This is a genomic window from Flavobacterium sp. LC2016-13, assembly GCF_009707955.1.
In the GTDB taxonomy this organism is placed as follows: domain Bacteria; phylum Bacteroidota; class Bacteroidia; order Flavobacteriales; family Flavobacteriaceae; genus Flavobacterium.
The window spans coordinates 1-18,372 of the sequence record NZ_WMDQ01000006.1 but is presented as its reverse complement, the minus strand read 5'-3'; the positions used below and the strand labels follow the sequence as shown (position 1 = coordinate 18,372).

21 protein-coding genes are annotated in these 18,372 nt (G+C 33.5%); 11 read left to right on the top strand and 10 right to left on the bottom strand.

The genetic code is table 11. The annotated features are described in order from the left end of the window. The first annotated feature begins 5 nt into the window (after nt 1-5). Nucleotides 6-863: a glycoside hydrolase family 25 protein gene (locus tag GKZ86_RS13385; RefSeq protein ID WP_154783614.1), complete on the top strand. Its 858-nt coding sequence runs from the start codon at nt 6-8 to the stop codon at nt 861-863. Between the two features lie 24 nt (nt 864-887). Here GKZ86_RS13385 and GKZ86_RS13380 read toward each other — a convergent pair whose 3' ends face one another. From GKZ86_RS13380 to GKZ86_RS13360, 5 genes are all read right to left on the bottom strand, one after another. After that, on the bottom strand, nt 888-1,109 hold the full coding sequence (locus GKZ86_RS13380) for a DUF5808 domain-containing protein (RefSeq protein ID WP_154783613.1): 222 nt from the start codon (nt 1,107-1,109) through the stop codon (nt 888-890). A gap of 64 nt (nt 1,110-1,173) precedes the next feature. Further along, nucleotides 1,174-1,914 (bottom strand): LPS export ABC transporter ATP-binding protein, encoded by a 741-nt coding sequence (gene lptB / locus GKZ86_RS13375; RefSeq protein WP_031455966.1) that lies wholly within the window; start codon nt 1,912-1,914, stop codon nt 1,174-1,176. Between the two features lie 102 nt (nt 1,915-2,016). Continuing rightward, nucleotides 2,017-2,370 carry a carboxymuconolactone decarboxylase family protein gene (locus GKZ86_RS13370; RefSeq protein ID WP_154783612.1) on the bottom strand — a complete coding sequence of 118 codons (354 nt, stop codon included), beginning with the start codon at nt 2,368-2,370 and terminating at the stop codon, nt 2,017-2,019. Further along, nucleotides 2,363-3,178, bottom strand: coding sequence for a twin-arginine translocase subunit TatC (gene tatC / locus GKZ86_RS13365; RefSeq protein ID WP_154783611.1), 816 nt, complete (start codon nt 3,176-3,178; stop codon nt 2,363-2,365). Before tatC ends, GKZ86_RS13370 begins: the two co-directional genes overlap by 8 nt. Then, complete coding sequence (locus tag GKZ86_RS13360) at nt 3,178-4,143, bottom strand: SIS domain-containing protein (RefSeq protein WP_154783610.1); 966 nt, start codon at nt 4,141-4,143, stop codon at nt 3,178-3,180. Before GKZ86_RS13360 ends, tatC begins: the two co-directional genes overlap by 1 nt. A gap of 87 nt (nt 4,144-4,230) precedes the next feature. Between GKZ86_RS13360 and recQ the strand changes: the two genes are divergently transcribed. The 3 genes from recQ to GKZ86_RS13345 are packed head-to-tail and all read left to right on the top strand — an operon-like array spanning nt 4,231 to nt 7,607. Continuing rightward, nucleotides 4,231-6,426, top strand: a complete 2,196-nt coding sequence (gene recQ / locus GKZ86_RS13355; RefSeq protein WP_154783609.1) for a DNA helicase RecQ — start codon at nt 4,231-4,233, stop codon at nt 6,424-6,426. A 9-nt stretch (nt 6,427-6,435) separates the two neighbouring features. Continuing rightward, nucleotides 6,436-7,182: a hypothetical protein gene (locus GKZ86_RS13350; RefSeq protein ID WP_154783608.1), complete on the top strand. Its 747-nt coding sequence runs from the start codon at nt 6,436-6,438 to the stop codon at nt 7,180-7,182. Nucleotides 7,183-7,187: 5 nt separating this feature from the next. Continuing rightward, nucleotides 7,188-7,607 (top strand): hypothetical protein, encoded by a 420-nt coding sequence (locus GKZ86_RS13345; protein WP_154783607.1) that lies wholly within the window; start codon nt 7,188-7,190, stop codon nt 7,605-7,607. Between the two features lie 72 nt (nt 7,608-7,679). Here GKZ86_RS13345 and GKZ86_RS13340 read toward each other — a convergent pair whose 3' ends face one another. Then, nucleotides 7,680-7,919, bottom strand: coding sequence for a hypothetical protein (locus GKZ86_RS13340; protein ID WP_154783606.1), 240 nt, complete (start codon nt 7,917-7,919; stop codon nt 7,680-7,682). 301 nt (nt 7,920-8,220) lie between these two features. Between GKZ86_RS13340 and GKZ86_RS13335 the strand changes: the two genes are divergently transcribed. Continuing rightward, nucleotides 8,221-9,780 carry an NAD(P)/FAD-dependent oxidoreductase gene (locus GKZ86_RS13335; RefSeq protein WP_154783605.1) on the top strand — a complete coding sequence of 520 codons (1,560 nt, stop codon included), beginning with the start codon at nt 8,221-8,223 and terminating at the stop codon, nt 9,778-9,780. A gap of 73 nt (nt 9,781-9,853) precedes the next feature. Further along, nucleotides 9,854-10,942, top strand: coding sequence for a hypothetical protein (locus tag GKZ86_RS13330; RefSeq protein ID WP_154783604.1), 1,089 nt, complete (start codon nt 9,854-9,856; stop codon nt 10,940-10,942). 286 nt (nt 10,943-11,228) lie between these two features. Here GKZ86_RS13330 and GKZ86_RS13325 read toward each other — a convergent pair whose 3' ends face one another. From GKZ86_RS13325 to msrB, 4 genes are all read right to left on the bottom strand, one after another. Next, nucleotides 11,229-12,188, bottom strand: coding sequence for a quinone oxidoreductase (locus GKZ86_RS13325; RefSeq protein ID WP_154783603.1), 960 nt, complete (start codon nt 12,186-12,188; stop codon nt 11,229-11,231). Nucleotides 12,189-12,364: 176 nt separating this feature from the next. Next, nucleotides 12,365-13,774: an aminopeptidase P N-terminal domain-containing protein gene (locus tag GKZ86_RS13320; RefSeq protein ID WP_154783602.1), complete on the bottom strand. Its 1,410-nt coding sequence runs from the start codon at nt 13,772-13,774 to the stop codon at nt 12,365-12,367. Between the two features lie 237 nt (nt 13,775-14,011). Continuing rightward, nucleotides 14,012-14,620 carry a peptide-methionine (S)-S-oxide reductase MsrA gene (gene msrA, locus GKZ86_RS13315; RefSeq protein ID WP_154783601.1) on the bottom strand — a complete coding sequence of 203 codons (609 nt, stop codon included), beginning with the start codon at nt 14,618-14,620 and terminating at the stop codon, nt 14,012-14,014. 7 nt (nt 14,621-14,627) lie between these two features. Continuing rightward, nucleotides 14,628-15,182 (bottom strand): peptide-methionine (R)-S-oxide reductase MsrB, encoded by a 555-nt coding sequence (gene msrB, locus GKZ86_RS13310; protein ID WP_154783845.1) that lies wholly within the window; start codon nt 15,180-15,182, stop codon nt 14,628-14,630. A gap of 296 nt (nt 15,183-15,478) precedes the next feature. Between msrB and idi the strand changes: the two genes are divergently transcribed. Genes idi through GKZ86_RS13285 form a run of 5 tightly spaced genes read left to right on the top strand, consistent with a single transcriptional unit; the run spans nt 15,479 to nt 18,237 of the window. Beyond that, entirely contained in the window at nt 15,479-16,006 is a 528-nt protein-coding gene (idi, locus tag GKZ86_RS13305) for an isopentenyl-diphosphate Delta-isomerase (RefSeq protein ID WP_154783600.1), read from the top strand. 20 nt (nt 16,007-16,026) lie between these two features. Further along, a complete protein-coding gene (locus GKZ86_RS13300; RefSeq protein ID WP_154783599.1) occupies nt 16,027-16,437 on the top strand; it encodes a 6-carboxytetrahydropterin synthase in 411 nt (136 codons plus the stop codon). 3 nt (nt 16,438-16,440) lie between these two features. Continuing rightward, on the top strand, nt 16,441-16,899 hold the full coding sequence (locus tag GKZ86_RS13295) for a peroxiredoxin (protein ID WP_154783598.1): 459 nt from the start codon (nt 16,441-16,443) through the stop codon (nt 16,897-16,899). A gap of 46 nt (nt 16,900-16,945) precedes the next feature. Beyond that, nucleotides 16,946-17,914, top strand: a complete 969-nt coding sequence (locus tag GKZ86_RS13290; RefSeq protein ID WP_154783597.1) for a type I phosphomannose isomerase catalytic subunit — start codon at nt 16,946-16,948, stop codon at nt 17,912-17,914. A gap of 56 nt (nt 17,915-17,970) precedes the next feature. Further along, nucleotides 17,971-18,237 (top strand): hypothetical protein, encoded by a 267-nt coding sequence (locus GKZ86_RS13285; RefSeq protein ID WP_059114230.1) that lies wholly within the window; start codon nt 17,971-17,973, stop codon nt 18,235-18,237. Nucleotides 18,238-18,372 lie beyond the last annotated feature (135 nt).

Here is an 18,372-nt window from a genome sequence, read left to right as displayed (position 1 = left end):
TTCGAATGGCAAGAAAAACGACACGACGAACTTCTTATTCCCGAAAATCTCAACCAACACGGTCTGTTTTTAGCAGAGTGATTCGCTTTATTGTATTTTCTTTTTTAGCCTTGGTTTTGCTTGCGACTATTTATCATTATCGCGCCGGATTAGCTTTTTATCTTGGTTTTAAATCAGGAAAGGTTTTAGAAGAGGATGAAGTTGATAAACATCTTTCGGATGTGCGAAACATTCAGGTTCTGGAAAATCACAAAGGAAAAGTGATTGGAATCGACGTTTCTGAATTTCAGGGAACTGTCGATTGGGATGACGTTGAGATCCTTGAAGAAAAATATCCTGTAAAATTTGTTTTTATTCGCGCAACGGCCGGAAATGACAGAGTCGACAGACAGTTTAAACATAATTGGGAAGGCGCAAAAGAAAATAAAATTATGCGTGGCGCGTATCATTATTATCGTCCAAACGAAAATTCAATAGAACAAGCCAATCTTTTTATTAAAACAGTAAAATTGCAAAAAGGCGATTTGCCTCCGGTTTTAGATATTGAGAAATTACCCAAAAACCAATCTTTAGATAGTTTGAAAAAAGGCTTAAAAAGATGGTTGACTAAAGTAGAAGCGCATTATCAGGTTCGTCCGATAATTTATACGGGAGAACGCTATTACAGTGATTTCTTAAAAGAAGAATTTGGAGAATATTTGTTTTGGATTGCCAACTACAATTTCTACAGAGAAAAAATTGAAGATGACTGGCTTTTTTGGCAGTTTACAGAAAAAGCATCATTGCCAGGAGTTGAACATCGTGTTGATGTGAATATCTACAACGGCGATTTAGAACAATTGCAATTTATTACTGTTGAGTAATTTTCAGTTTAACTGATATGCTGTTTATCTGGATAATAATCCGAGAACAGCTATTGACAGTATCGCTAAAATAATAAAAGTAGAAAAAGGATTGGCGAAATTAATCGTATTACCCATGGATGGTATTCTCTTAGGGGGAAATAATCTTTTGTCTTTTGGATTATAATAAAAACAGAGCAAATACCAATTGTTTGGATCTTTGTGCCAATTGTCGTAATCTTCCTGAGTTGGTTTTTCTGAATTCATATCTTTAAAAAGTTTTTAGTCGCAGTCAAAAACGGAAAACTGCGACTGAAAACTGAATACTTTTTTAAAACTCAAGTTTCTTTTTACGAAGTTCGAAGTTTTGTCCAAGATAAACACGGCGAACCATTTCATCTTCAACCAATTCTTCAGGAATTCCCGCTTTTAGGATTCCACCTTCAAACATTAAGTATGTTTTATCGGTAATTGCTAATGTTTCCTGAACGTTGTGATCCGTAATTAGAATTCCGATGTTTTTGTTTTTTAATTGCGCAACAATTCTCTGGATATCCTCAACTGCAACCGGGTCAACTCCGGCAAAAGGCTCATCCAGTAAAATAAATTTTGGATCAGTTGCCAAAGCACGTGCAATTTCGGTACGACGGCGTTCTCCTCCTGAAAGTAAATCGCCTCGGTTAGTACGAATATGTTCTAAACTAAATTCTTCAATTAAACTCTCCATTTTTGCAATTTGTGCCTCTTTAGAAAGTTTGGTCAATTGTAAAACGCTTAAGATATTATCTTCAATACTTAATTTTCTAAATACCGAAGCTTCCTGAGCCAAATAACCGATTCCTTGTTGAGCACGTTTGTACATCGGATAATCAGTAATATTCAAATCATCAAGATAAATATTTCCCTGATTTGGTTTTACCAGTCCAACAATCATGTAAAATGAAGTTGTTTTTCCGGCACCGTTTGGTCCCAAAAGTCCAACGATTTCCCCTTGATTTACTTCAACAGAAATTCCTTTTACAACGCTGCGTCCTTTATAAGTTTTGATTAAATTATCGGCTCTTAATTTCATTTTTTAATTTTAATCGTTTAACTGTTTAGTTGTTTAATCGATAAATCGTTTAGTCGTTGCAAATAAACGAATAAACGATTCAACAAATAAACCTATTAACAATTATTTAGTTTCAGATTCTTCTAAAGCTTCCCAGAATTCGTAAGCTCTTCTTAAATGAGGAATAACAATTGTTCCTCCAACAAGAGTTGCAATTCCCATTGCTTCCATCATTTCTTCTTTGGTAACACCTTCTTTATGGCTGGTTTCTAAATGGTATTTTACGCAATCATCGCAACGTAAAACCGCAGAAGCGACCAATCCTAAAAGTTCTTTTGTTTTTACATCAAGAGCTCCGGCAGCATAAGCGTTAGTGTCAAGATTAAAAATTCGCTTTACAATTTTATTGTTGTCAGCCAATAATTTTTCGTTCATTTTAGAACGATAGTCGTTAAATTCTTGAATGATATCAGACATTATCTTTTAATTTATTTTTATAAACAATCCTCGAAATCAGGATACTTACTTCATATATAATCAACATTGGTATCGCAACAATAGTTTGACTCACAACATCCGGAGGCGTAACAATTGCAGCAATAATCAGGATTAATACAACGGCATATTTCCAATATTTTCTTAAAAACTCAGGAGTTACTAATCCTAATTTTGTTAAGAAATAAATAATAATAGGCAATTCGAAAAATAATCCGCTGGCAAGAACACTCGTTTTTACCATTCCCATATAAGATTCTAATGTAAATTGATTTTTTACAACATCACTCACAGAGAAAGTCGCAACGAAATTTACAGACATCGGAATTACAATAAAATAACCAAATAATACACCTAAGAAGAATAAAAGGGAAGAAGTGAAAATAAATACTCTCGCATTTTTTCTTTCTTTCTCATACAAAGCCGGGCTAATAAATTTCCAAAGTTCCCATAAAATATAAGGAAAACTCAAAATAAAACCAGCCAAAAGACACATCCAGACAAAAATATTTACTTGTCCTTCCATTTCCGTATTCTGAATAATGAAATTCAGTTCGGTAATACAAATACTGTCAGCAAATCCTAATTGATGTGATAAGTCACAAAACCAAACGTAAGTAAAAAATGTTGGTCTTATGGGGCCTAAAATAATTTGATCAAATAAATAATCACTAATAAAATAGGTAACAAAAGCCATTATCATGATGGCAATTGTACTTCTAACTAATAACCATCTTAATTCTTCAAGATGGTCTAAAAATGACATCTCGCCAAGGTTTTTTTTTGCCATTATACGATTCCTTCTTTTAAAATGTCATGTAAATGTAATACTCCTTTGTACTCGCCATTGTCAGCAACAATTAGCTGTGTTATCGAAAAATCTTCTAAAATATTCAGAGCATCTACCGCCATGGTTTCCGAAGATACTAATTTAGGATTTCTTGACATAATATCTTTTGCAGTTAAGTCAGCAATAGTATCTACGTCATTTAGCATTCTTCGGATGTCTCCGTCAGTAATAATTCCGATAATTTTATCATTTTCGATAACGGCTGTTACACCTAATCTTTTTTCTGAGATTTCAAAAATCACCTTTTTAACCGAAGTTTCCGGAGTAACTTGAGGTTTTAACGAATGTTCAATCATGTCTTTTACACGAAGCAATAATTTTTTACCTAAAGCTCCGCCCGGGTGATAAACCGCAAAATCTTCTGGTTTAAAATCGCGCATTTCCATAAGGCAAACTGCAAGAGCGTCACCCATTACAAGTTGAGCCGTTGTACTGTTTGTTGGTGCCAAGTTGATAGGACAAGCTTCCATATCGACTGTAGTGTTCAAAACATAATCAGAACCTTTTGCCAAAGATGAAGTTATATTTCCTGTAATAGCAATCAGAATATTTCCGAAACGTTTTAATAAAGGAACTAAAACTTTGATTTCAGGACTATTACCACTTTTTGAAATGCAAATAATGATATCTTCTTTCTGAATCATGCCTAAATCACCGTGAATGGCTTCTGAAGCATGCAGGAACATAGATGGCGTTCCGGTTGAGTTAAAAGTGGCTACCATTTTTTGAGCAATAATGGCGCTTTTTCCGATGCCTGTAACGATCAATCGGCCTTTAGTTTCGTAAATACGTTGGGTTGCTTCGTAGAAATTTTCGTCCAGAAAATCAATTAGCTTTGTAATTGCTTCACTTTCAGAGAGTATTGTTTTTTTGGCGATCGCCAATATATTTTCTTTTGTAATCAAAACAGGATATTTAAAATTTGTATGTATAAAAGAAAGTTGTATCTTTATGTGTTGCAAATTTATACAAAATATCCATTAATATAAAGAATGAATTCAAACGAAATTGAAATACACAAGGAATTAAAGAAGTATTTCGGCTTTAGCCAATTTAAAGGCTTGCAGGAGCAAGTCATTACAAGTATATTAGGTAAAGAGAATACATTTGTAATTATGCCTACAGGCGGTGGAAAGTCTCTTTGTTATCAATTACCCGCTTTAATTCAGGACGGAACAGCTATTGTTGTTTCTCCTTTAATTGCTTTGATGAAAAATCAGGTTGATGCTATTCGAAGCCTTTCTTCAGAAAACGGAATTGCGCACGTATTAAATTCCTCACTCACAAAAACTGAGATTGCACAAGTAAAAAAAGACATAACTTCCGGCTTAACAAAACTTTTGTATGTAGCACCAGAGTCTTTAACAAAAGAAGAATATGTAGCATTTTTGCAAAGTGTGCCTATTTCGTTTGTGGCTATTGATGAAGCACATTGTATCTCAGAATGGGGACATGATTTTAGGCCGGAATACCGAAACCTAAAAAATATAATCAAACAATTGGGTCAGGTACCTATTATAGGACTTACTGCAACCGCAACACCAAAAGTTCAGGAAGATATTCTTAAAAACCTGGATATGTCTGATGCAACTACTTTTAAAGCATCATTCAACAGACCTAATTTATATTACGAAGTTCGTACAAAAACTAAAAATATAGAATCGGATATTATTCGGTTCATCAAACAACATAAAGGCAAATCAGGAATTATTTACTGTTTGAGCCGTAAAAAAGTAGAATCGATTGCCGAAGTTTTACAGGTTAACGGAATTAGTGCCGTGCCGTATCACGCAGGTTTAGATGCAAAAACTAGAGCCAAACATCAGGATATGTTTTTGATGGAAGATGTAGATGTTGTAGTTGCAACAATCGCATTTGGAATGGGAATTGACAAACCCGATGTTCGTTTTGTAATTCACCATGATATTCCAAAATCATTAGAAAGTTATTATCAGGAAACCGGTCGTGCAGGTCGTGATGGAGGAGAAGGACATTGTTTAGCCTATTACTCTTATAAAGATGTAGAAAAGCTGGAGAAATTCATGTCTGGAAAACCCGTTGCTGAACAGGAAATTGGTTTTGCATTATTACAGGAAGTTGTGGCTTATGCCGAAACATCAATGTCAAGAAGAAAGTTTTTACTGCATTATTTTGGTGAAGAATTTGACAGTGAAACAGGCGAAGGAGCAGATATGGATGACAACGTTCGTAATCCTAAAAATAAAATTGAAGCGAAAGAACAAGTCGTTAAATTGTTAGAGATTGTTCGCGATACCAAGCATATCTACAAATCAAAAGAAATTGTCTTTACTTTAATAGGTAGAATAAACGCTGTAATTAAAGCGCATAAAACAGATACACAGCCTTATTTTGGTGCAGGTTCTGGTCATGACGAAAAATATTGGATGGCTTTGCTACGACAAGTTTTAGTTACGGGCTATCTATCAAAAGATATTGAAACTTACGGAATTATAAAAATCACTCAGGAAGGATTGGATTTTATTAAAAGTCCGGTTTCATTTATGATGTCTGAAGATCATGAATATAACGAATCTGAAGACGAAGCAATCGTAACAGCAGCAAAATCATCAGGAACTGCTGATGAAGTTTTAATGGGAATGTTGCGTGAGTTGCGTAAAAAAGTAGCCAAAAAACTGGGAGTTCCTCCATTTGTAGTTTTTCAGGATCCTTCTCTTGAAGACATGGCTTTAAAATATCCGATTAGTTTAACAGAATTATACAACATTCACGGTGTTGGTGAAGGAAAAGCCAAAAAATACGGTGGAGACTTTGTTACCTTAATTAACCGTTATGTTGAAGATAATGATATTATTCGTCCAGACGATTTAGTGGTAAAATCTACCGGAGTAAATTCTGCCAATAAATTATATATCATTCAAAATATAGATCGAAAATTATCACTAAATGATATTGCTTCCGCGAAAGGACTTACAATGGATGCCCTTATTAAAGAAATGGAGCAAATTGTATATTCTGGAACCAAACTAAATATCAAATATTGGGTTGATGATATGCTTGACGACGATCAACAAGAAGAAATTCACGATTACTTCATGGAATCAGAATCAGATAAAATCGAAGACGCACTAAAAGAATTCGATGGCGACTACGATATTGATGAATTGCGATTGATGCGTATAAAGTTTATTAGTGAAGTAGCGAATTAAATTGCTTTTATGGGATTTATAAAATTTTATTGTCTTTTTGTTTTTTTAATTTCAACTAAATTATTTGCGACAGCTCAAACTCCAGACTATTTGATAGTCGGAAAAGATACGTTGTCAATTCAGTCAAATCCTTTACAGGAATATTTTGATTTACATCCAATACCTAAAAATTTAAGTACTATGGTCTCGAGTGGAAACTGGAGAGGTTATATTGCTTATTTCCAGTTTTTGGATGGAAAATTGGTTGTAGAGAATATTTACAAAGAAGATTATAAGGGAAATGATGATTATTTTTTGACCTCAATTTACAAGGAAGTTTTTGGTGAGAATAAAAATTTTGAATGTAACTTTTATTCGGGTCTTCTAATTTGTCCTTCGGGAAAAATGCTGCAGTATGTTCATATGGGATATAGTTCTATATTTGAAAATTATACGTTGATAGAATTAAAAAATGGAGTAAACGTAAAATCTAAAAAATTAACCGCTGAAGAATTTATGGATTTTAAAAAGAAATATTTTAAATACTATAAAAAGACTGACGAATACAAACAAAAGGCAAAAGAATTTAAAGGAATGACGGCTGAAAGTGATAAGCTTTTAAATCAATTGGCAGTTGAAAATTCAAATAGTAATAAAAAAGAAAATAAATATTTAAAACAGAAAGAAGCTGATTACAAGGCTGATAAAGAGGTAGAGTCTTTTATATTTATTTTTTCAAATGATTATATAAAAACAATTGAAATTCCCTTGAACTAATTATTATGAAAAAAACATCATTAGTATTCACATCATTAGGCTTTTTAGTATTGACAATGTTGATTTTTGGTTTTTCGACAGAAAATAAAGAACAAGATTCTAAATTAATTGGACTCTGGAAAGGTTTTGAAGTTGAAAAACAGATTGAAGGGGTTGAAAAACACTGGATACAGCAAAGATTTGAAAACGGAACATATGTAATTATGTTTACCACAAAAGAAGATTGTCAAATAGAAACTTTTACCGAAAAAGGGAAATGGTGGACAGAAAAAGGAAAGTTTTATGAACTTTCTTCTAATGCAAAAGATCCAGAAGTGTATAGTTATGAAATGAAGAATGATGAAGTTGTAGAATTTAAAAGCATAAAACTTTCAGGAGAAAAAAATGAGACCTACACCTTTAGCGATTATAAAATTAGTTTCTAATTGCTGTAAAATAAAAAATTCCAAATTTCAATGGCTATAATAGCTTGGAATTTGGAATTTTTTATTAGAATTTTATTCTGTATAAACTTCCCCACGATGCGGTTTCAAAGCATCTCTTACCTGAATCATGTTTTCATCGGTAACAACCATAAAAGCAATTGCCAACATTTCGTTTATAATTGTAAATCCTGTAATATTCAATGGAAGCTTTTCTATTGCGATATATTCTTTTAAGTGAATTTCATGATGTTCTGCTGTTTTTGCAGAAGCTGGGCCACGAAAATCCCAAATCAATTTTATTTTTCTAGACATTTTTTTTGAGGTGCAAAGGTTCTGAGTGGCAAAGGTACAAAGGTTAGTTTGAAAAAAAAGGTTTTGAGGTTCTGAGTTTTTTTGTAGAGACGTAGTGCAGTGCGTCTAACTGTTCTTGAAGCAAATCTTTTTAATCCATTTAATCTGTGGCTAAAAAATACGCACAGATAAATGTAAAATCTGCTTATATCTGCGTAAATCTGCGTGCAAATTTTATAGTAGAGATATAATCTCATTTCAAAATGTTATTTTTGCATGTTCTTTTCATAGACAGAAAAGCTAATAGAATAAATAAGATACAATGCCAAGAGAACTTTTACTTCAGGTAACTCCAGAAATAGCCGCAAACGAATTGTTGCTAAAAGACTATTTGTCTAAACAAATAAAAGTTTCTCCAAAAGAAATTCAACACGTTTCGATTCTAAAACGCTCTATTGATGCACGCCAAAAAGCAATAAAAATCAACCTAAAAGTGCTTATTTATTTGCAGGGAGAAGCATTTGCAGAAACTAAAATAGAGCTACCTATATATAAGGATGTTTCTTCGGCTCAGGAAGTAATTGTTGTTGGCGCTGGCCCGGCAGGACTTTTTGCAGCTTTGCAATTAATAGAATTAGGTTTAAAGCCAATTGTAATCGAACGTGGAAAAGATGTTCGCGGACGCCGACGTGACTTAAAAGCAATTAACGTTGATCATTTGGTAAACGAAGATTCTAATTATTGTTTTGGAGAAGGAGGAGCAGGAACATATTCTGACGGGAAATTATATACACGTTCTAAAAAACGTGGCGATGTTACCAGAATTTTAGAGCTTCTTGTAGCTTTTGGAGCATCAGAAGATATTTTGGTTGAAGCGCATCCGCATATCGGAACAAATAAATTACCTAAAATCATTGAAGACATTCGAAATAAAATCATCGAGTTTGGTGGTCAGGTTTTATTTGATACGCGTGTAACTGACATTCTTGTAAAAAATAATGAAGTTGAAGGAATTGTAACCCAAAACGGAGACAAGATTCTTGCGAATAAATTAATCTTAGCGACCGGACATTCGGCACGAGATATTTTTGAATTATTAGATAAAAAGAAAATCTTTATCGAAGCCAAGCCTTTTGCTTTAGGAGTTCGTGCAGAGCATTCGCAGGAATTAATTGACAGTATTCAATACAGTTGTGATTACCGCGGAGAACATTTACCTCCGGCGCCCTATTCGATTGTAAAACAAGTCAACGGCCGCGGAATGTACTCATTTTGTATGTGTCCGGGTGGTGTAATTGCACCTTGTGCAACAAGTCCAGGCGAAGTAGTTACAAACGGTTGGTCGCCATCTAAACGCGATCAGGCAACGGCAAATTCGGGAATTGTAATTGAATTGAAATTGGAAGATTTTAAACCTTTTGCAAAATTTGGTGCTTTGGCCGGAATGGAATTTCAAAAAAGCATTGAGCAAAAAGCATGGCATTTGGCAGGAGAAACTCAAAAAGTTCCTGCACAGCGAATGATCGATTTTACTCAAAATAAAGTTTCAGCAGATATTCCGAAAACATCGTATGTTCCCGGAACAACTTCGGTAGAAATGGGACAGGTTTTTCCTGGATTTTTATCGCAGATTTTACGTGAAGGTTTTAAGGAATTCGGGAAATCAATGCGCGGTTATTTAACCAACGAAGCGATTTTGCATGCGCCGGAAAGCAGGACTTCATCACCAGTTAGAATTCCCAGAGATCCTATAACTTATGAGCATTTACAAATAAAAGGTTTATATCCGTGTGGAGAAGGAGCAGGATATGCAGGCGGAATTATTTCTGCTGCAATTGATGGCGAAAAATGTGCTTTAATGATTGCGGAAACTTTGAAATAATACCTGAATCAGATTTTTTATTTATTGGAATATCTTATATTTATTATAAAAAATAATCTTATAGTATACGCCAATGAAAAACTTCTTTTCTAATTTGTTTGGTCGAAATAACGACCCTGAATCTATTATTTCTTTTGATGTTATCGATTCAATTTATGCTTATCTGTATCATGAATCAGATAATATTGAATTTAAAATGAAAGGAATCCGTGATTCTGTTGTGGTTAATTTATTCACATTTCCAACTTCATTAGATCATGAAGAAGGAAAGGCGGAAATTGAAAAGGCGGGTTTTAAAAATGCTTATGAAGTTTTAAATGAATTGTATAAAAAAATTGATATTGGAGTTCTTACTGATGAAGTAATGCAACAGGAATTAGAATACGATTTTATACATTTTCAGTTTTATTCAGATCCGAGCACGGAGATGAAAAAGCATTTTAAATATGTGCTGAATAATTTCATAATCTTTTTTTGCAGTACAAATAGTTTGGAAACAAACAATTTTAAAATTTTATATTCCAGCGGACATTTTTTTGATTACACAAAAGGATTATTAGATTCTAAAGCGTTGGATATTAATAATCCTGAAAATGAAACTCAGGAAATTGGAATTAAAGATTTTAAAATTGTTTTGCAGGGAATTTGTCAGTATTTGAATATTGAGATTCCGGAAAGTATTGAACTTCCTTCTCAGGAAAATCTAATAGAAGCTGAAGAAGTTACAGTAGAAACTTTTGAAGAGTTTATCAATTTAGTTTCAAGAGGAAATGCAGAAGAAAAACTGCTAAAAAAACAATCTAAAAAGCTTTTTAAGGATTTTCAAAAAGAAACAAAAGAGTATCACGCTAAAGTTGAAGGACATTGGGCATTTTTTGAAAGTATAGATTGCTGGAACAGTGACTGGAAATTTGATGCTGAAAATGCTGAATATTTCATTTCAGAAATGATTGGTCATGATCTCAATTTCGAATATCCCGAAGAAACGTATAGCCATGATTTGTTTCCGTATATTCAAACTGCTTTAGAAAAATTAGATTTGGAATTAATGACGTATGATACACAAGGAGATAATTATTTGTTTTTTGTGGCTAATAAAGATGATGTCGGCAGGATTTTACAATTGTCTGAATTAACGAAGATTGAAGTTAATCAGCTGTAGGATATTCAGTTTCAGTTTGTCATTTCGAGGAACGAGAAATCTCTGCAAGTAGCTCTACAAAGATTGACGATTTGGCTTGCGGAGTTTCTAGTGTGATCCCTCGTTCCTCGGGATGACAAGATTATGGTGAAAACTGAAAGCTGAGACTGAAAACTGTTCTCTGCGTGAGGGATAGAGCTAAGCTACCAAAGTAGCAGCGAAAGCCCGACAGCAATATAAAAAGGGGCGACTAAGCGTTTGCAATAGTCAGCCTCTTTTTATATTGGTGGCACGCCCATATTATTATTTACGGAATCAGGATAATTTTCCCGGTACTTTTTCTGCTTTCCAAATAATCATGCGCCAGTTTTCCTTCTGATAATTTGAAAGAAGTTGGTTCTGAAAGTTTTATTTTTCCTTCAATAATCCAGTTAAATAATTGATTGGCTCTTTTAATTCTTTCTTCTTTAGAATTTAAATAACTCCATAAATCGCCTCCGGTTAATGTTTTAGAGCCATCCATAAGCATTCTTGGATCTACAAATTCAGGATCACCGCCAGCCATTCCGAAGAAAACAACTTGACCGCATTCTTTTGTTACTTCAAAACTGTCTTTTAATGTGCTTCCGATACTGTCGTAAACAGCATCAACACCTTTAGGAACTGTTTTAAAAATATCCGATTTCCAATCTTCGTTATATAGAAAAACGTGATCTGCTCCTTGTTCATATGCAACTTTTGCTTTGTCTGAAGAGGAAGTCAAGCCAATAACATTTGCACCTAAAAATTTGCTTATTTGAGTTAAAATTTGCCCAACTCCGCCAGCAACAGCATGAATTAATACTGTTTCGCCTTTTTGAGTTTTATGACTGTCGGTCGCCAAATAATGCGCCGTTAAACCTTGCAATAATATAGAAGCTGCGGTTTCAAACGAAATGGCTTCCGGCAACGGCAAAACATGATCTACGTTAACGGCAATCAATTCTGCATTTGCAAAAGGAGCATCGGCGAAAGCCACACGATCTCCAATTTTATATTCCGAATTATTATTGGCATCGACAACTATTCCGGCACCTTCGTAACCGGCTATAAAAGGTGGATTTCCTTTTAAATGATAATTTCCCTTTCGTCTGTAAACATCGGCAAAATTTAATCCGATGGCTTTCATTTCGACCAAAATTTCATCGTTTTTTAATTTCGGGTTCGGAATTTCGATATATTCTAAAACATCTGAATCTCCGAAAGAAGAGAAGGTAAGTGCTTTCATTTTTTTATATTTTTAGGAATACAAAGTACGTGAAAATTCAGGTTAAGTTTTAAAAACCTTGTCTTAAAAATGCATAAAAAAACCTCGCTTCAGATAAAACGAGGTTTTGGTTTTTTTGCCACGAATTTCACGAATCTACACTAATTAATTCGTGAAATTCGTGGCGAAAAAAATAATTATATTTTAGGAAGTTTCATTTCGTTGAAAGTGCTTTTTTGAGCAGCCAGTTTTTCGATTTCATCCCATTTTCTTGGCGCATCAGCAGATAGATTTTCGTATGAATCTTTTTTAATAGCAATATCATCTTCGATACGAACACCAATATTCCACCATTTTTTATCGCATTTGCTATTTGCCGGAATATAAATTCCCGGTTCAACAGTAATTACCATATTTTCTTTTAAAAGACTTGTTGGGCCGCTGTAGTTTCCTTTATCGTGAACATCTAAACCAAGAAAGTGCGAGCAACCGTGTGGATAATAAAGTTTTACATCTTTTGGGTCTGTGATGATTCCTAATTTTATTAAACCGGCAGCTAAAACTTCTTTTGCTTTATTGTTTAAATCTGCAAGGGGAGTTCCTTCTTTACAAATTTTAAAAACGGCTTCCTGCGCATCATAAACCAATTGATAAATGGCTTTTTGTTCTGCAGTAAACTTTCCGTTTGCCGGAATTGTTCTGGTAACGTCTGCAGAATAACCGTGATATTCTGAACCAACATCCATCAATAATAATTGATTGTCGATTTTTGTACTGTTGTTTTCTCCGTAATGTAAAATACATCCGTTAGCTCCGGCGCCAACAATTGGCGGATAACCTTCGTCTTCTGCGCCATATCTTCTGTGAATGTAAGCGTGAATTCCGTCAGCTTCATTTTCGCTCATATCAGGCCCAACGGCTTTCATTACCTCATTATGTGCAATACAGGAAAGTTTTACGGTTTTGCGCATCAAAACCATTTCCTCAGGTGTTTTTATTTCTCTAAGTGAATTGGTGATCGTTCTGAAAAGCTCTAATGAAAGTTCATCTTCTTTTGTGATTTCAGCTTTCGTTTTAAAACTTTCAAGCAGGCCAAAAAGATCAAAACCACTTTTGTTATTGCCAATATCGGTTGGAATTTTATCGTAAATGATTTTATCGAATTTTTTAAAATCAATGACAAAATCCTTGAAATCTTTCCCGTTATAAACAGTCGAAATTCCTAATTTAGATTTTGCTTCGTCAATTCCTAAACGTCTTCCCGTCCACATTTCGCGATTTGCATTTTTTTCTCTGACAAAAAACAATTCAGTTTCGCCATTTGTTTGTGCATCTTTAAAAATAAATAAAACAGCATCAGGTTCTTTATATCCTGTTAGGTAATACATATCAGGATTTGCGTGATAATTGTAATTGATATCTCTTGAAAAAACTCTTTCAGGATATGAAAAAACTACAGCTACTGAATTTGCCGGCATTAATGCCCTGAAAGCTTCTCTTCGTCCTTTATGGAATTCTTTTGATAAATAATCTGTTGGTAGATTTTCTTGTGAATGTGCTTGGTTGATAGTAATTAAAAAGATAAAAAGGAACAACAATCGTTTCATTTTTTGATTTTTTTTTGATGATAAATTTTGGTTTTTTGGTCGATGCAAATTACAAAAAATATGCATTGATTTTTAGGAAAAGGGTTTGCCACGAATTACAGGAATTTGCACTAATTTTTTTTCTGCAGAATGCTTATAATGCTAATTCGTGAAAATTAGTGTAATTCGTGGCAAAAAAAAAAGACATAAAAAAACCGTCCATGAAAATGGACGGCAACTCTTATATGTAATTAATAATTATTTCTTTTTTAATTTGCTTTTAAAGACTTTTTCGAATTTCTCTATTTTAGGCTGAATCACCATTTTGCAATAAGGCTGACTTTTGTTGTTTGCATAATAATCCTGATGATAATCTTCGGCTTCATAAAACTTTGTAAAAGGCTCGACTTTAGTTACAATTGGGCTGTCGTAAACTTTTGCTTTGTTAAGTTCGGCAATAATACTTTGAGCAGCTTTTTTTTGCTCTTCGTTTTTATAAAAAATCACAGAACGATATTGAGTTCCAACATCAGCACCTTGTCTGTTTAAAGTTGTAGGATCGTGAACGGTAAAGAAAACCTGAAAAATTTCATTAATATCGGTTACCGTTTTGTCATACGTTATTTGTACTACTTCGGCATGACCGGTTTTTCCTGTGCAAACTTCTTCGTACGTAGGATCAGCAACTTTTCCTCCGGAAAATCCAGAGACAACAGATTTTACTCCGTTTAAATTTTCATAAACGGCTTCAACGCACCAATAGCAGCCTCCGCCTAATGTAATGGTTTCAAGATTTGAAGTTTTTTTTGCCTGAGCAAATCCGTTTAAAGAAAGTGCAAAAAGGCAAATAGCAATTATGTTTTTCATCGTTATATTATTTGTTATCAGGAATAAAATCAAGGGCAATCGAGTTCATGCAATAGCGTTTTCCGGTTGGTTCAGGACCATCATCAAATAAATGACCTAAATGTCCGCCACAGCGTCCGCATAATGCTTCAATTCTTTCCATTCCAAGTGAATCATCATTTTTATAAACAACACTTTTTTTGTTGTCTTGTTCAAAAAAACTTGGCCAGCCGCAGCTGCTTGCAAATTTTGCTCCGGATCTAAAAAGTTTGTTTCCGCATGAAGCGCAATAATAAGTTCCTTTTTCATCCGTGTTCCAATATTTTCCTGTAAAAGGTCTTTCGGTATCGGCCTGGCGCATTACAGCGTAAACATCTTCCGGAAGGACTTTTTTCCATTCGGCATCACTCACATTTAGTTTAGTTGTGTCGGTATTAGAATAATATGGATTTCCGGGTTTACTGATTTTGTTTTCCATTGCAACAGTTTTGGTATTTTGTTTTTTTGAAGATTGTCCGCAAGCTTGAAAAATAAAAAGCGGAATTAAGAAGCAAAGGCTAAAAAATTGGGATTTTGTGTTCATAATTTTCATGAGGCTTTATTTTTGGAATATCAAAGGTACGACTAGAGTTCGTTTAGAAATGTCGGCTAGTTTACAATTGAGTTTTTTTTAAGTATGATTTAACTTTTCTTATTTACGTTAAATAAACAAATTTAGTTTTTATGCCTTATTTTAAAAGGTTTTTAAATAATTTATCAAAACTATAACCTTCAATATTAATGTCTTACGAAAATGTTGTCTCGTTAAACTTTTCACAATCTTTTCTAAGATTTTCAAGCCATTTCTTTTTTCGTATTTTTGTTTGTTCAAAATGCCCTATGATAGAAGAAAACGTAATATTAGTCAATCAAAAAGATGAGCAAATTGGTTTAATGCCAAAATTAGAAGCACACGAAAAGGCGCTTTTACATCGAGCTTTTTCAGTTTTTATTTTAAATAGTAACAATGAAATCATGTTACAGCAACGTGCGCATCAAAAATATCATTCACCTTTACTCTGGACTAATACTTGTTGCAGTCATCAACGCGAAGGAGAAACAAATATCCAGGCGGGAAGCAGAAGGCTTTTTGAAGAAATGGGTTTTAAAACCGAGTTGAAAGAGTTGTTTCATTTTATATATAAAGCGCCTTTTGATAATGGTTTGACTGAACATGAACTCGATCATGTTATGATTGGGTATTATAACGACAATCCGGCTATAAATTTAGATGAAGTAGAGGATTGGAAATGGATGAAAATTGAAGATATTAAAGCAGATATTGAAAAACAGCCCGAGATTTACACCGTTTGGTTTAAAATAATTTTTGATGAATTTTATCATTATTTAGAAGACCATAAAATTTAACCATACTAACCAAAAACCTAATGAAAGTAACCATATCAAGAAAAGCACATTTTAATGCTGCACATCGATTGCATAGGAAGGATTGGACATTTGAGAAAAACGATGCTGTTTTTGGAAAATGTAATAATCCTAATTTTCATGGTCACAATTATGGTTTAACAGTTAGTGTTACAGGAAAAATTGACCCGGAAACTGGTTTTGTTTTAGATGTGAAAGTATTAGCGGATATTATACGTGAAGAAGTAGAAATACCGTTTGATCACAAAAACCTGAATCTGGATGTTCCGGAATTTCAGGATTTGAATCCAACAGCAGAAAATATTGCTGTTGTGATATGGAATAAAATTAGAAAAAAAATTCAACCTGATTTTGATTTAGAAATCGTTTTGAATGAAACGGACCGCAATTTTGTAACTTATAAAGGAGAATAATAAATGTCATTAAAAATAGGAGATATAGTTCCGAATTTTACTGCAAAGAATAGTCACGGAGAAGTTTTTGAAAGCCAAAGTATTTTAGGACGAAAGCCACTTGTAATTTATTTTTATCCAAAGGATAATACACCGGGTTGTACGACTGAAGCTTGCAGCTTTAGAGATCAATACGAAGACTTTAAAGATTTAGGTGCCGAGGTTATCGGTATTAGCAGCGATAGCGTAAAATCGCATCATAAATTTGCCAAAAAACATGAATTGCCTTTTATATTGTTATCAGATCAGGATAAAAAATTAAGACATCTTTTTGGTGTTCGAAATAATTTATTTGGTCTTTTACCAGGAAGGGTAACTTATATAATAGACAGAAATGGTGTTGTGATTTATATTTTTGATAGTATGAATGCAGCGAAACATATTCCGAAAGCATTAGGAATCATCAAAGAATTAGTATCGTAAATTAGTTAAAATAAAGAAGTAATAAATATTAGCCCAAAATAAACTTATGAAACCGAAAATGTACCCTTTGCAATTTGAACCCATTTTAAAAGACAGAATCTGGGGAGGAGAAAAACTAAAAACAATTCTTAACAAACCAATTACTTCTAAAATTACCGGAGAAAGCTGGGAATTATCGACTGTAGAAGGCGATGTTAGTGTTGTAGCAAATGGAGTTTTGAAAGGAAAATCATTGATGGAACTTATTGATGAAACGCCAAATGAAATTTTAGGAACTGAGGTTTATAAACGTTTTGGAAAACAATTTCCGTTACTTTTTAAATATCTTGATGCAAGAGAAGATCTTTCGATACAAGTTCATCCAAATGATAAATTAGCAAAAGAGCGTCATAATTCATTTGGTAAAACCGAAATGTGGTTTGTAACCCAAGCTGATGCTGATTCACGTATTATTGTTGGATTTAAAGAAAATTCAAGTAAAGAAGAGTACCTGAAACATTTACATGATAATACATTAGTTTCTATTCTGGATGATGTGAAAGCAAAAGCCGGAGACGTTTTCTTTTTAGAAACAGGAACAGTTCACGCTATTGGTGCCGGTTTGGTTGTTGCCGAAATTCAACAAACATCAGATATTACGTATCGTTTATATGATTTTGATCGTGTAGATGCACAAGGAAACAAAAGAGAATTACATGTAGATTTAGCACTAGATGCAATAAACTATAATAAGGTTGAAACGCAGAAGAAATACGATTCAAAAGCAAATACTTCAAACGTAGTTGTTGATTGCCCGTATTTCACAACTAATTTTATTCCGTTAGAAAGTAAAGTTGAGGTTAAAAAATCCGGAGCTTCTTTTACAGTTTATATGTGTATCGAAGGAAGTTTTGAAATTGAATATGATGGTTTTAAAAATACCTACATAAAAGGAGATACAATTTTGGTTCCGGCTGAGATAAATGCATTTATTTTGAACGGAAAAGCTTCAATTTTAGAAATTTACATTTCATAGCACTTAATAAAAAGATTATATGTACTTTTGCAGTCGCAAATTAAAATTAAAATAAAATGGCAAACGTTAAAAATTTAAAGAAAGATATCAATTTCGTATTAGGAGATATTATTGAGGCAATTTACTTATTTGAAATGTCTACATCAGGAAATCCAACTCCGGAAACGAATGCTTTGATCGATGAAGCTATCGCTGCTTTTGATACTTTGATCACAAAAGTAAATGCAAAGAACGTTGAAAATAAAAAAGCACATTTCAAACAAATAAATGTTGAATTGGAAGAAACTGCAAATCAATTGATTACTAAAATCAACGAATTGTAGTCAAAAAAAAGTGTAAAAAGTTTGATTTTTTTTTGGAAAAACGAAAAACAGGCTTATCTTTGCACCCGTAATGAGTCGCCAGCGTAGCTCAGTTGGCTAGAGCAGCTGATTTGTAATCAGCAGGTCGTGGGTTCG

Coding starts and splice junctions, on each gene's coding strand:
- GKZ86_RS13385 (WP_154783614.1), top strand. CDS start 6: ATGGCAAGAAAAACGACACGACGAACTTCTTATTCCCGAAAATCTCAA.
- GKZ86_RS13380 (WP_154783613.1), bottom strand. CDS start 1,109: ATGAATTCAGAAAAACCAACTCAGGAAGATTACGACAATTGGCACAAA.
- lptB (WP_031455966.1), bottom strand. CDS start 1,914: ATGAAATTAAGAGCCGATAATTTAATCAAAACTTATAAAGGACGCAGC.
- GKZ86_RS13370 (WP_154783612.1), bottom strand. CDS start 2,370: ATGTCTGATATCATTCAAGAATTTAACGACTATCGTTCTAAAATGAAC.
- tatC (WP_154783611.1), bottom strand. CDS start 3,178: ATGGCAAAAAAAAACCTTGGCGAGATGTCATTTTTAGACCATCTTGAA.
- recQ (WP_154783609.1), top strand. CDS start 4,231: ATGAATTCAAACGAAATTGAAATACACAAGGAATTAAAGAAGTATTTC.
- GKZ86_RS13350 (WP_154783608.1), top strand. CDS start 6,436: ATGGGATTTATAAAATTTTATTGTCTTTTTGTTTTTTTAATTTCAACT.
- GKZ86_RS13345 (WP_154783607.1), top strand. CDS start 7,188: ATGAAAAAAACATCATTAGTATTCACATCATTAGGCTTTTTAGTATTG.
- GKZ86_RS13340 (WP_154783606.1), bottom strand. CDS start 7,919: ATGTCTAGAAAAATAAAATTGATTTGGGATTTTCGTGGCCCAGCTTCT.
- GKZ86_RS13335 (WP_154783605.1), top strand. CDS start 8,221: ATGCCAAGAGAACTTTTACTTCAGGTAACTCCAGAAATAGCCGCAAAC.
- GKZ86_RS13330 (WP_154783604.1), top strand. CDS start 9,854: ATGAAAAACTTCTTTTCTAATTTGTTTGGTCGAAATAACGACCCTGAA.
- GKZ86_RS13325 (WP_154783603.1), bottom strand. CDS start 12,188: ATGAAAGCACTTACCTTCTCTTCTTTCGGAGATTCAGATGTTTTAGAA.
- GKZ86_RS13320 (WP_154783602.1), bottom strand. CDS start 13,774: ATGAAACGATTGTTGTTCCTTTTTATCTTTTTAATTACTATCAACCAA.
- msrA (WP_154783601.1), bottom strand. CDS start 14,620: ATGAAAAACATAATTGCTATTTGCCTTTTTGCACTTTCTTTAAACGGA.
- msrB (WP_154783845.1), bottom strand. CDS start 15,182: ATGAACACAAAATCCCAATTTTTTAGCCTTTGCTTCTTAATTCCGCTT.
- idi (WP_154783600.1), top strand. CDS start 15,479: ATGATAGAAGAAAACGTAATATTAGTCAATCAAAAAGATGAGCAAATT.
- GKZ86_RS13300 (WP_154783599.1), top strand. CDS start 16,027: ATGAAAGTAACCATATCAAGAAAAGCACATTTTAATGCTGCACATCGA.
- GKZ86_RS13295 (WP_154783598.1), top strand. CDS start 16,441: ATGTCATTAAAAATAGGAGATATAGTTCCGAATTTTACTGCAAAGAAT.
- GKZ86_RS13290 (WP_154783597.1), top strand. CDS start 16,946: ATGAAACCGAAAATGTACCCTTTGCAATTTGAACCCATTTTAAAAGAC.
- GKZ86_RS13285 (WP_059114230.1), top strand. CDS start 17,971: ATGGCAAACGTTAAAAATTTAAAGAAAGATATCAATTTCGTATTAGGA.